The sequence below is a fragment of the Pseudomonas sp. GW822-FHT06D10 genome (assembly GCF_058799535.1).
The window spans coordinates 716212-727968 of sequence record NZ_JBXALN010000002.1 but is presented as its reverse complement, the minus strand read 5'-3'; the positions used below and the strand labels follow the sequence as shown (position 1 = coordinate 727968).

12 protein-coding genes are annotated in these 11757 nt (G+C 65.5%); 2 read left to right on the top strand and 10 right to left on the bottom strand.

Annotated features, from left to right (window positions below; genetic code table 11):
* Nucleotides 1-4 precede the first annotated feature (4 nt).
* The 5 genes from AC1RL5_RS08905 to AC1RL5_RS08885 form a co-directional block, all read right to left on the bottom strand.
* Nucleotides 5-754: an SDR family NAD(P)-dependent oxidoreductase gene (locus tag AC1RL5_RS08905; RefSeq protein WP_011059707.1), complete on the bottom strand. Its 750-nt coding sequence runs from the start codon at nucleotides 752-754 to the stop codon at nucleotides 5-7.
* 96 nt (nucleotides 755-850) lie between these two features.
* Nucleotides 851-1612 (bottom strand): SDR family NAD(P)-dependent oxidoreductase, encoded by a 762-nt coding sequence (locus AC1RL5_RS08900; protein WP_093404267.1) that lies wholly within the window; start codon nucleotides 1610-1612, stop codon nucleotides 851-853.
* A gap of 12 nt (nucleotides 1613-1624) precedes the next feature.
* Nucleotides 1625-2965, bottom strand: coding sequence for an MFS transporter (locus tag AC1RL5_RS08895; protein ID WP_011059705.1), 1341 nt, complete (start codon nucleotides 2963-2965; stop codon nucleotides 1625-1627).
* 28 nt (nucleotides 2966-2993) lie between these two features.
* The gene (locus AC1RL5_RS08890; RefSeq protein ID WP_011059704.1) at nucleotides 2994-3875 is read right to left on the bottom strand and encodes a polysaccharide deacetylase family protein; all 882 of its coding nucleotides are present in this window, start codon (nucleotides 3873-3875) and stop codon (nucleotides 2994-2996) included.
* A gap of 45 nt (nucleotides 3876-3920) precedes the next feature.
* Nucleotides 3921-5279, bottom strand: coding sequence for an amidase (locus AC1RL5_RS08885; protein ID WP_072451093.1), 1359 nt, complete (start codon nucleotides 5277-5279; stop codon nucleotides 3921-3923).
* Nucleotides 5280-5674: 395 nt separating this feature from the next.
* On the opposite strand from AC1RL5_RS08885, the gene AC1RL5_RS08880 reads away from it, so the two are divergent.
* Nucleotides 5675-6676, top strand: coding sequence for a GntR family transcriptional regulator (locus AC1RL5_RS08880; RefSeq protein ID WP_011059702.1), 1002 nt, complete (start codon nucleotides 5675-5677; stop codon nucleotides 6674-6676).
* Between the two features lie 133 nt (nucleotides 6677-6809).
* On the opposite strand, the gene AC1RL5_RS08875 is transcribed toward AC1RL5_RS08880, so the two are convergent.
* Together AC1RL5_RS08875 and AC1RL5_RS08870 are read right to left on the bottom strand one after the other, a co-directional pair.
* Complete coding sequence (locus AC1RL5_RS08875; protein WP_041116370.1) at nucleotides 6810-7115, bottom strand: ribbon-helix-helix domain-containing protein; 306 nt, start codon at nucleotides 7113-7115, stop codon at nucleotides 6810-6812.
* A 14-nt stretch (nucleotides 7116-7129) separates the two neighbouring features.
* Nucleotides 7130-7711 (bottom strand): DJ-1/PfpI family protein, encoded by a 582-nt coding sequence (locus tag AC1RL5_RS08870; protein WP_011059700.1) that lies wholly within the window; start codon nucleotides 7709-7711, stop codon nucleotides 7130-7132.
* A 196-nt stretch (nucleotides 7712-7907) separates the two neighbouring features.
* Here AC1RL5_RS08870 and AC1RL5_RS08865 point away from each other — a divergent pair, with 196 nt between their 5' ends.
* Nucleotides 7908-8822 (top strand): DMT family transporter, encoded by a 915-nt coding sequence (locus AC1RL5_RS08865; RefSeq protein ID WP_492589239.1) that lies wholly within the window; start codon nucleotides 7908-7910, stop codon nucleotides 8820-8822.
* On the opposite strand, the gene AC1RL5_RS08860 is transcribed toward AC1RL5_RS08865, so the two are convergent.
* From AC1RL5_RS08860 to AC1RL5_RS08850, 3 genes are all read right to left on the bottom strand, one after another.
* Nucleotides 8810-10027: a class I SAM-dependent methyltransferase gene (locus AC1RL5_RS08860; protein WP_492589238.1), complete on the bottom strand. Its 1218-nt coding sequence runs from the start codon at nucleotides 10025-10027 to the stop codon at nucleotides 8810-8812. The genes AC1RL5_RS08865 and AC1RL5_RS08860 overlap by 13 nt on opposite strands.
* A 306-nt stretch (nucleotides 10028-10333) precedes the next feature.
* Nucleotides 10334-10951 carry a TPM domain-containing protein gene (locus AC1RL5_RS08855; protein ID WP_041116364.1) on the bottom strand — a complete coding sequence of 206 codons (618 nt, stop codon included), beginning with the start codon at nucleotides 10949-10951 and terminating at the stop codon, nucleotides 10334-10336.
* 29 nt (nucleotides 10952-10980) lie between these two features.
* Nucleotides 10981-11736 carry a TPM domain-containing protein gene (locus tag AC1RL5_RS08850; RefSeq protein ID WP_103407794.1) on the bottom strand — a complete coding sequence of 252 codons (756 nt, stop codon included), beginning with the start codon at nucleotides 11734-11736 and terminating at the stop codon, nucleotides 10981-10983.
* Nucleotides 11737-11757: the final 21 nt, after the last annotated feature.

Here is an 11757-nt window from a genome sequence, read left to right as displayed (position 1 = left end):
TCCTTCATGGCATGACGTCCCCGGAGTTCGGGCCCAGGGTCTGGCCGACGAACAGGTTGCCCCCCGGCTCGCTGGCCAGCAGCACCGCGGTGGGCGCCACTTCATCGGCCAGGCCGAAGCGCCCCAGGGGCAGCTCGGCGGCCTTGGCGGTTTTCCAGGCGCTGCTGATGCCAGACACCAGCGGCGTCTCGATCGGCCCCGGGGCGATGGCGTTGACCAGCACATTGTCCTTGGCCACTTCCAGGGCCAGGGACTTGGTGAAGCCGATGACGCCGGCCTTGGCCGCGGCGTAGTGGGTCAGCTCGGCGCCGCCCTTGATTCCCAGCTGCGAGGCGACGTTGATGATCCGCCCCCAACGCTGCGCCAGCATATGGGGCAAGGCCCGCTGGCTGGCGACGAAGACGCTGGTGAGATCGACCCGCAGCATGTCGTTCCACATCTCGATGGAGAGATCGACGCAGCGCGCCTGGGTCAGCATGCCGGCATTGTTCACCAGGATATCGATACCGCCGAAATGCTCGACACAGGCATCGACTCCGGCCTGGGCCCCTTCGACGCTGCCGACATCGGCCACGCATTCGACGACTTCAGCGCCCAGCTCGCGGCAGGCTTGGGCGCTCTCGGCCAGGCGCGCGGGGTCGCGGTCAGCCAGCAGCAGGCGTGCTCCCGCCACCGCGTAGGCCCGGGCGATAGCGGCGCCGATACCGCTGCCGGCGCCGGTGATCACGGCGCGGCGGTTGTGCAGGTGTTGCATGGGACTTTCTCCTTCAAGGGTGTGCGGTTCGCTGGCCAGCCAGCTCCTACGGAGGCGGTGAGCCGCCTGCACGAGCCGGCTGGCTGGCGAAGGGGTTCAATCCGGCCAGCGCACCGTCAGGCCGCCATCGATGACGATGCTCTGCCCGGTGAGGTAGCTGGACTCCTCGCTGGTGAGAAAGCGCACCAGCGACGCCACTTCATCGGCCCGTCCGACCCGGCCCAGGGGGATGGCCCGAGCCGCCTTGGCCAGGCCTTCCGGGCCCAGGGAGTTCTGGCTGTCCAGCGACTGCGGGGTCTCGATCAACCCCGGGATCACCGCGTTGCAGCGAATGCCCCTGGCCGCCAGTTCCACCGCCAGCGAGCGGCACAACCCCGGCACCCCGGCCTTGGCCGCTGCATAGTGAGCGTGGTCCTGCCAGCCGTAGACGCCACCGGCAATCGACGAAATCGCCACCAGGGCACCGCCCTCACCCATGTGTTTGACCGCCGCGCGGAAGGTGCGCATGACCCCGGTCAGGTCCACATCGAGCATGGCGTTCCAGGCCGCGTCGGTCATGTCCAGCAAGGGTGCGCGGCGCAGCAGGCCGGCATTGGCCACGGCGTAATCGAGGCGGCCAAAGTGCGCCACGGCCTGCTCGGCCAGGGCGTCCACCGAGGCGCTGTCGGTCACGTCCAGGGGCAGCATCAGGCAGTGCCCGCCCGCCTCGGCCACGCGGTCACTGGTGGCTTGCGGGTCATGGGGGTCGGCGGGGAAATACCCGCCCACCACCGCCACACCGGCCCGTGCATAGGCCACGGCCAGGGCCTGGCCGATGCCGCTGGCGGCACCGGTGATCACGGCGACTTTTTGAGTCATGGATAACTTTCCTTATTGAACGGATTCAGGACGCACATGGCGCGCGGCGAACATCAGCGCACCGGAGAGGAAACAAGGCAGCGCGCCGAAATACAGCGCCGAGGTCTGCCAGTCGCCACCGGCGGACAGCACCTGGGTGGCGCCGAAACCCGCCACCACCGCGCCGATCGGCCCCATGGCGTGGATGATCGCGCCGCCGGTGGCGCGGATGCTGGTAGGGAAGCTTTCGCTGATGAAGAACAGCGCCGCCGAGTACGGGCCGATCAGGAAGAACAGGCCCAGGCTGTAGAGACCCACCACCATCGGCATGTTGCTCGGGCCGTAGAGCATGCCGGCGAACGACAGGCCGCCGAGCATCCAGCCCAGGCCGATGACATTGCGCCGGCCGATCTTGTCGCCCATCCAGCCGTGGCTCAGGTAGCCGCAGTAGCCCACCAGGTTGGAGAGCACCAGGATGATCAGCGAGTTCTCGAAGGAGATGTGGTGCACGCTGACGATCACCGACGTGCCGAGCACGCTGAACACCTGGATCGCCGCCCAGTTGAGCAGGATCGCCGCGCCGATCACCAGGGTCGCGCGCCGCGCCGGGCCACGAAAGGCCGCGGCCAGGCCGGCCTTGCTGTGCTCGTCGTAGTCCACGCCGTAAGTCAGCGCCACCGCCTGCGCCTCGCTCACCGAACCACTTTTGCGCAGCTGGCTGATGCGCTGGTGGATCTGGAACTGCGGGCTCTCCTTGAGCTTGCGCGCCATCACCGCAATGACGATGGCCGGGATCGCGGCGAAGATGAAGCAGCCTTGCCAGCCGATGATCGGCAGCAGCACCGCGGTCAACCCGGCGGCGATCAGCGCCCCCACCGGCCAGCCACCCTGCACCAGGCTGTAGATGAAGCCCCGGCGCTTGGCCAGTTGCGGGTCGTCGGATGCCGCGTACAACTCGCTGAGGTAGGTGGCGTTCACCGTTTCCTCGGCATAGCCCAGGCCGCCCAGGGAGCGGATCAGGATCAGCGGCGACTTGCCCCAGGCGCCGCCGATGGCGGTCAGCGCCGAGCAGATGGCCGAGCCGCTGACGGTGAAAATGATGCCCATGCGCCGGCCCAGCTTGTCCACCAGCGGCCCGATGGCCAGGGCCACCACCGCGGTGCCCACCGCCACCCAGGTGGCGATCTCGGCCTGCTCGACCTCGCCCCAGCCGAAGTGCCGGCCGATCTCCGGCAGCAGGGTGCCAAACAGAATGAAGTCGTACACCGCAAACACCCAGGCGAAGAAGGCGATCCAGGTGGCGAAGCGCACTTGGGCCGGGGTCAACTGCTGGGGTTTCCAGCCAGTCAGGTCGAGCTTGTTATAGATAGACATCAGTCACGCCTCGATGAAGTGGCCGGGGTCAGCGGTTGCGCGGGTGGCGGCGGATAAAGTCGTCGGCGATCTCGTCGAAGGTGACGAAGCGCACGCCGGCATGGCTCTGGATGTGTTCGATCAGGCGTTCGAGCATCAACAGCACTTGCGGGCGGCCAGAGACGTCGGGGTGGATGGTCATGGTGAACACCGCGTGCTCATGCTCGCGGTAGACCCAGTCGAACTGGTCGCGCCACATTTCCTCCAGATGCCGCGGGTTGACGAAACCGTGGCTGTTGGGCGCCTTCTTGATGAACATCATCGGCGGCAGGTCGTCCAGGTACCAGTTGGCCGGGATCTCCACCAGGTCGGTTTCCTGGCCCCGCACCAAAGGTTTCATCCAGGTGTCGGGGTGCTGGCTGTAGTCGATCTTGGTCCAGCTGTCGCCGACCCGCACGTAGTAGGGATGGAAGTCGTTGTGCATCAGGCTGTGGTCGTACTTGATGCCCTTTTTCAGCAGCAGCTCATTGGTCACCTTGCTGAATTCCCACCAGGGCGCAACGTAGCCGGTGGGGCGCTTGCCGGTGACCCGGGTGATCAGCTCGATGGATTTGTCGAGGACGATCTCTTCCTGTTCCGGGGTCATGGCGATGGGGTTTTCGTGGCTGTAGCCGTGCACGCCGATCTCGTGGCCGGCCTCGGCAACCGCCTTCATCTGCTCGGGAAAGGTCTCCATGGAGTGGCCGGGAATGAACCAGGTGGTGCGCAGGCCATAACGCTCGAACAGCTTGAGCAGGCGCGGCGCGCCGACCTCGCCGGCGAACAGGCCGCGGGAGATGTCGTCCGGCGAATCCTCGCCGCCGTAGGAACCGAGCCAGCCGGCCACCGCGTCCACATCGACACCAAATGCACAGAGAATTTCTTTAGCCATGAGCGGCCTCCAGTGATTGCTTGTGGTTGAAAAAAATCGTCGAAGCTAGCGCGGCAACGCCGCCTCCAGCGCCAGGGCCGCATCCAGCAGTTGCCGGTCATGGCCCTGGGGCAGGCTCAGCAACAGCCCGGTGGGCAAGCCCTGGGCATCGCGGCCGCTGGGCAGGGCCACGCCGGGCATGTCGAGGAAACTGCCGGGCATGGTCAGGCGCAGGGTCGCCAGGTTGGTCCGGGCAAAGAGCTCGTCGTCCTGCTCCAGGGGCGCCAGGGGCGGCGCCACATGGGCCACGGTGGGGGTAATCAGCACCGCGCCGTCCAGTTCGTCCTGCACCTGTTGCTGCAACTGGCGCCGCGCCTGGTACAGCCGCAGCAACTGGCTGGCGGGCATCTGCCGGGCGCTTTCCAGGCGCCGTCGCACCCGCGGATCGAGCTGTTCGGCGTACTCGCTGTCGAGCAACGGCTGGTGCAGGGCGAAGGCTTCGGCGGCGCCGAGCCACCCTTGTTCCTGGATCAGTTGCAGGGTGGCTTGCAGGCTGTGCAGCGGCCGTTGCTCCACCAGCGCCCCGGCCTGTTGCAGGCTTTCGATGACCACCAGCAGATTGGCCCGCACGGCAACCTGGGTACGGCTGTCGTCAAGCACTTGCGAATCGACCCAGAAGCGTTGCCCGGCCAGGCTGCGGGGCGGCGGCAATTGCCGGGGGTCGCCACCGCGCAACAGCCCGTCGATCAGCCAGGCATCGCGCACGCTGCGGGTCAGCGGCCCGAGGCTGTCGAGGCTTTCGGCCAGGGGAAACACCCCCTCGCGGTCATAGCGCAGGGAGGTGGCGCGGTAGCCCACCAGGCCATTGAAGGCCGCGGGAATGCGGATCGAACCGGCAGTGTCGGTGCCCATGGCGATCGGCACGATACCGGCCGCCACCGCCACCGCGGAACCTGCCGAGGAACCACCGGGAATCCGTGGTTGGGCATCGCTGTGGGGGTTGATCGGAGTGCCGAAGTGCGGGTTCAGGCCGAGCCCGGAATAGGCGAACTCACTGAGGTTGGTCTTGCCCAGGCTGACCAGCCCGGCCCGGCACAGCTGCCGTACGCTGGGCGCATCCACCTTGGCCGGCGGCGCCTCGCGACGCACCTGGGCGGCGGCGGTGGTGATACTGCCGGCCAGGTCGAACAGGTCCTTCCAGGCCAGGGGCACGCCATCCAGCAGGCTCAGTGGCTGGCCGGCCCGCCAGCGGGCAGCCGCCGCCTCAGCCTCGCGCCGGGCCCGGGCCGGGCACAGGGAAATGAACACATGGGGCGTTGCCTCGGCCAACGCCAGGGCCTGCTCCAGAACCTGGACCGGATCGGTGCGGCCCGAGGCAAAGGCTTGTGCCATGGCCGTGGCGTCGTTCAGCGAATCAGGGGGCATGGCTCACTCCGCAAAAATCTAAAAATGTACTAAATATTAAAATATACATTTTATGCAGAGCAGATTCCGTGCCAGTTCAAAACGCAGGGAGCACCGCGTGCTTCCGGAAAATCCCCCAGATTCGCCTGTAATAGCGAGCCAGAGTGGCTAACTGACAGAGACCGCGCGGCGACCGACGGAGAAAATCCTCGCCCAAGGGTCCGCCATTGAAATAATGTATCTTTTATTAAAAAGTACATTTTGGTGCAGAAAGGTAACAACCCACCCAGGGCGGCCCCAGGACGGGGCAACCAAACGTGGCACTCAGTGACACTTGGCAACTGTGAGAGAATCCCCGGCCACCGCGGCCCGGCAACGGCCTCGTCACCCACCGGCAACAGCCCCTAGAGGAACCGATGAAAGCAGTGTCAGCAGAGGACCCGCGCACCGCATCGCGCTACGCCATGATCCGTCAGGTCTTGCGCGACGCCATCCTCCAGGGCACCGCCCTGCAGGGCCTGGTGCTGCTGGAAGCGCCCCTGGCGGAACTGTTCGGCACCAGCCGAGTGCCGGTGCGCAAGGCCCTCGATCTGTTGCACGGCGAAGGGCTGATCAGCCGTTTTGACGGCCGCGGCTACCTGATCAACCCCCAGGGCCTGGAGATCGAACCGCTGCGCCTGCCCCTGAGCCATGCCCACCTGGGGCTGGCCAGCGACGAAGAACTGGTGGATACCCGGCCCCTGGGGGAACGGATCTACGAAGAACTGGGCAGTGCCCTCTCCACCTGCATCGCCTTCGGTCACTTTCGCCTCGACGAGCAGGCTGCTGCCGAGCACTACGGCGTCAGCCGCGCGGTGGTCCGCGAAGCACTGATGCGCCTGCGCGATCGCGGCCTGGTGGAAAAGGAACCCTACTCCCAATGGCTGGCCGGGCCGCTGACCGCCCGGGAAGTCACCGAAGACTACGAACTGCGCGCCTGCCTGGAACCCGAAGCCCTGCGCCAGAGCGCGCCGGGCCTGGGTCGCGAACGCCTGGAACAGATGCTGGAACGGGTGACCCAGGCGCAACAGGCCGAGCACTGTGGGCTGGAGGCCCTGGAACGCCTGGAAGAAGACCTGCACCAGCAGTGCCTGGGTGGCTTGCAGAACCGCAAGATGGCGGCGCTGATCCGTCAGGCCCAGAGCCCGATGATCATCAACCGGATCTTCTACCGCCTGCTGGGCATCGGCGCCGACCCGGCGATGCTCGCCGAGCACCGACTGATCCTCGAACTGCTGCTGCACGGTGCCTACGACGCTGCGGCCCTGAACCTCAGAGAACACCTGCAACGCGCCCGCCAGCGCATGTTGCAACGCCTCAAAGTGCTGTCGGTGCTCCCGGAACCGGAACTACCCGGCTTCCTCAGCAAAATCAGCTGAACCCCGTAGCCGCTGCCGAGCCCGCGAGGCTGCGCAAAGGTCCGCAGGACCTTGCTTGGCGATCGCCTGCCAAACCTCCGGTGGCCTTCAGAATCCCGCGTCCCTGCGGGCCGTTCGCAGCCTGCGGCAGCGGCTACAGTGCGTTGCGCTTTACCAGGCTGAGGTCGGGGGCGGTGCTGCGGCGCTGGCTCAGGTAGCGGGTGCAACTGACCCGCAGGAAGGAGGCGAAATTCACCACTTCGCCGCGGTAGTCCATGACCTCCTCATACAGCTTGGCGATCAGCTGGTTGGTGGTCATGCCGTCCACTTCGGCGATCTCGCTGAGGATGTCCCAGAACTGGTTTTCCAGGCGCAAGGTCGTGACCACGCCACAGATGCGCAACGAGCGGGAACGGGATTCGTAGAGAATCGGGTCGGCTTTGACGTACAGCTCGCACATGGCGCGGCCCTCGCTTACAGGGTGATTTTGGTGCCCAGCAGGCCCAGGAAACCGGCCAGCCAACTGGGATGCGCCGGCCAGGCCGGGGCGGTGGCCAGATTGCCTTGAACATGGCCTTGGGTCACGGGGATATCGATGTAGGTGCCCCCCGCCAGCCGAACTTCCGGGGCGCAGGCCGGGTAGGCGCTGCATTCGCGGCCTTCGAGGATGCCGGCCGCCGCCAGCAGTTGCGCGCCGTGGCACACCGCGGCAATCGGCTTGCCAGCCTGGTCGAATTCCCTGACCAGTTGCAGGACCTTTTCGTTCAGGCGCAGGTATTCCGGGGCACGGCCACCGGGGATCAGCAGGGCGTCGTAATCGCTGGACTTCACTTGGGCGAAATCGAAGTTCAGGGCAAACAGATGGCCCGGCTTTTCGCTGTAGGTCTGGTCGCCCTCGAAGTCGTGGATCGCCGTGCGCACGGTCTGCCCGGCGCTCTTGTCGGGACACACCGCATGCACGTTGTGACCGACCATCAGCAGGGCCTGGAACGGCACCATCACTTCGTAGTCTTCGACGTAATCGCCAACCAGCATGAGAATCTTTTTCGCGGCCATGGAGTGGACTCCTTTCAGTGAAAGACGGGGGCGCAAGGAGTATTCAAGGTAGCCCCAATCCACCGGCCCGGGTAATAACCCGGTACTACAGCGACAACTGTACGGACAACTCTGCACCCAGCTGTAGCACCAGGATCGCGCGGCTTTATGGCTAGATGCAGGCACCTGTGTCCCTGTACGAATTCTGGTAGCCATCATGTCCTCGCGCGAAAACACCGGCATGGCCCTCGGCCTGCTGGGTGTCATCATTTTCAGCCTGACCCTGCCCTTCACCCGGATAGTGGTGGAGCAGATGCACCCCTTGCTCAACGGCCTGGGCCGCGCGCTGTTCGCGGCGATCCCGGCGGCCTTGCTGTTGCTCTGGCGCCGGGAGAAGTGGCCGACCTGGAAACAGGTCAAGGGCCTGAGCGTGGTGATTCTCGGGGTGATCCTCGGCTTTCCGGTGCTTTCGGCCTGGGCCATGCAGACCCTGCCCGCATCCCACGGCGCCCTGGTCAATGGCCTGCAACCGTTGTGCGTGGCGCTGTATGCGGCGTGGCTGTCCCACGAACGGCCGTCGAAGGCCTTCTGGGCTTGCGCCGCCCTGGGCAGTGCGCTGGTGCTGGGTTATGCGCTGCTCAGTGGCGCGGGCAGCATCCAGGCCGGTGATGTGCTGATGCTCGGGGCGATTGCCGTGGGCGGCCTGGGTTATGCCGAAGGGGGCCGGCTGGCGCGGGAGATGGGTGGCTGGCAGGTGATCTGCTGGGCCCTGGTGCTGTCCACGCCGCTGCTGATCGGCCCGGTGTGGTACCTGGCGGCGCAGCACCAGGGGGCGATTTCCATGAGGACCTGGTGGGCCTTCGGCTACGTTGCGCTGTTCTCGCAGTTCCTGGGTTTTTTCGCCTGGTATGCCGGGCTGGCCATGGGCGGAATTGCTCGGGTGAGCCAGATCCAGCTACTGCAGATCTTCTTCACCATCGCCTTTTCCGCCCTGTTCTTCGGTGAACAGGTGCAGCCCATTACCTGGGTGTTCGTGGTGGGCGTGATCCTTACCGTGGTCCTGGGGCGCAAGACCGCGGTGCGCCCAGCCACACCGCTACCCACGCCGCCGGCCAGCCCTCAGCCGAGGTAACCGTCGGCCTTGAGCAGGGTTTCCAGGCAGTGTTCGCTGATCTGGTAGAAGGCCTTGAGCTCTTCGATCCTGGCCAGCAGCTGGCTGGGATCCTGCGGTTCGGCGCGCTTGACCGCCAGAATCATCTTGTTCTTGTTGGTGTGCTCCAGGGAGATGAATTCAAAGACCTTGGTTTCATAACCGCAGGCTTCGAGGAACAGCGCCCGCAGGCTGTCGGTGACCATTTCCGCTTGCTGCCCAAGGTGCAGGCCGTATTGCAGCATCGGCTTGAGCAGCGCCGGGCTCTGGATCTGCTGGCGGATCTGCTTGTGGCAGCATGGCGAGCACATGATGATCGCCGCGCCGGAGCGGATACCGGTGTGGATCGCGTAGTCGGTGGCGATGTCACAGGCGTGCAGGGCGATCATCACTTCCAGCTGGCTGGGGGCCACGCTGCGCACGTCACCGCACTTGAACACCAGGCCCGGGTGCTCCAGGCGCTGCGCGGCGGCGTTGCACAGGGTCACCATGTCTTCACGCAACTCGACGCCGGTGACTTCGCCCTCGGCCTTGAGGGTATTGCGCAGGTAGTCGTGGATGGCGAAGGTCAGGTAGCCCTTGCCGGAGCCGAAGTCCGCCACCCGCACCGGCTGGTCGAGCTTGATCGGCGAGCTGCCCAGGGCGTGGCTGAAGACCTCGATGAACTTGTTGATCTGCTTCCACTTGCGTGACATCGCCGGAATCAGCTCATGCTGTTTGTTGGTCACCCCCAGGTCGGCGAGAAACGGCCGGCTGAGGTCGAGGAAGCGGTTCTTCTCCCGGTTGTGCTCGGCGGACGGCGCATCGCGCTGGGTTTGCGGCTTGCCCTTGAACAGCGAACTCTTGCCCTTCTTGCTGTATTCGAGCTGTACCTCGTCGGTGAGGGTCAGCAGGTGGGCGTTCTTGAACGCAGCCGGCAGCAGCTCGGCGATGGCGGCGATGCCTTCGTCCAGGGAGAAGTTCTTGGTAATGTCCCGGGTCTTGTAGCGATAGACGAAGGACAGGCACGGCTGCTCCTTGACCGTCAGTTGCTTGATGATCAGGCGTTGCAGGTCCGCCTCCGGGCCCACGTGCTTGGCCAGTACCAGCTTGATAAAGGCGTTCTGCGTGAGGCTGGTGTCGAGCAGTTGCAGGAACTGGGCGTGATGATCCGGCGCAGGGCGGGCGGAAGGTGCGGTAACAGACATGGGGGCAGGAGCCTCGGGCGATGCGCGGTGTCGATCAGGGAATAGCGGGTATTTTAGGGAGCAAGCCCCGCCGGGGCACGAAGTTATTCACCCGACGGTAAAAAATCCTCGCCCGAGGGCGGTGCAAGGCTCAAGGAGCTGTTCGCCGGCGAGCCGGCTCCTACAAGAACAACAACGGTATCGCACCGCTGTAGGAGCTGGCTTGCCAGCGAAGGCGTCCCCAAGGGCGGTGCAAGGCTCACGGGCCTCTTCGCCGGCAAGCCGGCTCCTACACAGGTAGCACGCCATAGTCCCCAGCTGGGTGGGTCAGTTGAGCACCACCAGGCGGTTGGGCAATTCGTTGCGTACCTGGGTCAGGGGCACATGGGTCTTGAGCAACTCGCCGCTGGCTTCAATGCAATCAAGGAAGCCCTGCAGGGTCTGGCCTTGCCGGACCTGCTGGGTAAAGGCCTGGACAATCGCGTTCCAGTTCTTGTTGTCCAGGCGCCTGGAGATGCCCTCGTCCACCAGGATCTCCACATAGCGCTCGGCTTCGCTGACAAAGATCAGCACCCCGGTGCCGCCCACGGTGTGGTGCAGGTTCTGTTCGAGGAACTGGCGCCGGGCCAGGTTGGAAGCGCGCCAGTGACGCACCGATCGCGGAATCAGCCGGGTGGTGACCCGCGGCAGGCGGAACACCAGGCACAGCACGATAAAGGTCGCCCACTGCGCCAGCAGCAACAGGTGCATGTTCAGCCAGCCGGTGGCGTAGTGCACCAGCCCCGGCACCACCAGCGCCAGCAGGCTGGCCCAGAGCAGCGGGATATAGGCGTAGTCGTCGGCCCGGGCCGCCAGCACCGTCACCAGTTCGGCGTCGGTCTGCTGTTCCACCCGGGCGATGGCTTCGGCCACCTGCCGTTGTTCGAATTCACTGAGTAATGCCATGTCGTTGGATTTCCGCTTTTTATTGTCAGTTACCAGCCGCCGGAGGAACCGCCGCCGCCAAAGCTGCCGCCGCCACCACTGAAGCCGCCCCCGCCGCCGGAGCCGCCACCAAAACCGCCGAAGCCACCGCCTCCGCCACCGCCGCGCCCACTGGTGGTGGTGATCAAGCCGAGCGCCTGCGCCACCATGATCACCAGGATGAACAGCAGCACCAGGAAGATGAACAGCAACGGGTGACGCTGGACAAAGTCGTCCTGGCTGCTGCTATCACCGCTGTCATACACCGTGGTCGGCTCGTCCAGCGGCGTGCCGCCCAGCACCAGGAGCATGGCCGAGACCCCGTCGCTGATGCCCTTGCTGAACTGCCCGGTCTTGAACGCCGGGGTGATCACCTGGTTGATGATCACCGAGGCCTGGGCGTCGGTCAGGCGATCCTCCAGGCCGTAGCCCACTTCGATGCGCAGCTTGCGCTCGTCCCGGGCCACGATCAGCAGCGCGCCGTTGTTCTTGTCCTTCTGGCCGATGCCCCAGTGGCGCCCCAACTGGTAGCCGAATTCCTCGATGCTGGCGCCTTGCAGGTCCGGCAGGGTCACCACCACCAGCTGTTCGCCGGTGGCCTGTTCGTGGGCTTGCAATTGCCGGGTCAGCAGGGCGCTGGTGGCCGGCTCGATCATCTGCGCGTCGTCCACCACCCGCCCGCTCAGGGCCGGGAACTTCAGCTCGGCCTGGGCCGAGACCGCAAAGACCCAGAGCAACAGCACCAGGCCAATTTTATAGAGTCGCATCAGCACCTCGTCCTTAATGAT